The following is a 1,669-nucleotide window of genomic DNA, read 5'->3' on the forward strand; positions in this document are numbered from 1 at the left end:
CATAGACATGCAAGGGCTCGTTGACATTCGGCCCGTACACCGTCCGTCGAACGGTGCTGCCGTTGTTTACATCCATCTCCGCGATCAGCTCCTGACCGTCGTAGACAAGGCGCGAGGCCCAGCCTTCACGGACGATCGAAGCAAGTCGACCGATCGCGTCATAGGTGAACTGACTGCCCTTCGCGGAAAGCAGGCGCCCTTCCGCATCGAAGGTGTAGTCGGCTACGGCAGCGGCGCTGGCGTCCTTGACCAGGTTTCCCTGCCCGTCATAGGTCAGCGTGCGATCATCCGGACTGACGCGATCGTACTGGTTGAGCGCATTGGCACCCGCTGCGCCGGCTGCCGAGGCGTACTTCTTCTCGACGATTTCCGCATCGGCCAGCCCGAAGGCCGGATTGGATACCGAGCGCGTGCGGATTTGCCCCACCTGGTTGTAGGTGAATCCGTAACCGATATCCTGGTCGGTACCGGCCAGATCATGCTGGATCGAGGCTAGGCGCTGCTGGACATCGAAGGTGTAGGTGGAACGGGTGTTGCCGTTGCCGTAGGTAGCCGCCGATCGACGGGACAATTCGTCGTACTCGAAGTTGGCCAGCGCCGCGCCGCTGGCCTCGGCCACCGCCGAAATGCGCCCCCGCACATCGAAGTTGTATTGCGCTGTGAATCCGTCGGGCCAGCGCATCTGCGACCAAGCCAAAGCAGCATCATGGCTGTAGCTGACGGTGTGCCCATAAGCACCGGTAGAGCTGATGACGCGGCCGATCTTGTCGTAAGCCCAGGTCACCGACAGGGCTGCGTTGCCCCCGGGCAGATTGGCGGCCGTTCGTCGGCCCAGCAGATCGTAGGTGTAGCTGACGCTGCGCTCGGCACCGGGCACTTCCTTGTGGGTGAGCTGACCGGCCGGGTCAAAGGTGTAGCGCAGCGTGTTGCCGTCACGCAAGGTGGCGCTGGCCAGATCGCCATTGGCTGCATAGGTGTAGGTTTCACGGGTCACGCCCGCCGGCAGCGCCGCGCCGGCGGCGAGGGCCGAGCACGCAGGAGCCGGTGAGGATCCATCTGGCGCGGGATAGCGCTGCTCGATGAGACGATCAAAGCCGTCGTAGCAGCGGGTGATCGCCCGGCCACCCGCGTCGGTCTGCGAGGCGATCTGGCCATTGGGGGTGTACTGCACCGTGGCGTAAGCCTGCTCCACTGGCGAACCGGCGGCCAGGGTGTTCACCAAGGGGCGGCCAGCGGCGTCAAAGCTGGTGCGGGTAACGCGCGTGGTGCCATCCACATCTTGGCGCGACTCGATCTGCCGTCCAGCAGCGTCATAGGCGTAGTTGATCGGACTACCGTCAACCCCGGTGCTGCTGGCGATCAAGCCACGCGCATCGTAGGCCACGGTCTTGGAGACCCAGTTGGCCCCCTGGCTGTGGGCCTGGCTGATCTGCCGGCCATCAGCATCAAACGTGTTCTGGATCTTGGCGGTCACCCCGGCCACTGCCGGGAAGGTCGTGGACAGCAGGCGTCGTGCCTTGTCGTAGACGTGGACGATGAGATCGGCGGCCCCACGCGGGCCTTCCACGGCAGTGACATTACCAACCTGGTCGTAAAAGCTCTCGCTGGCCAGCGCGGCCCCGGTGGGGTCCTGCACCGTCCGGCGCAACTCGAAGCTGCTGCGGGCCTC

The 1,669-nt window shown here is 64.6% G+C and carries 1 protein-coding gene; it reads right to left on the reverse strand.

What is annotated here, in order from left to right:
• Positions 1 to 1,669 (reverse strand): hypothetical protein (locus AC07M7_RS21095; protein ID WP_495208221.1); only part of this gene is annotated, 1,669 nt, incomplete at both ends.

It is taken from the genome of Stenotrophomonas sp. GW821-FHT09E08, from assembly GCF_059416125.1.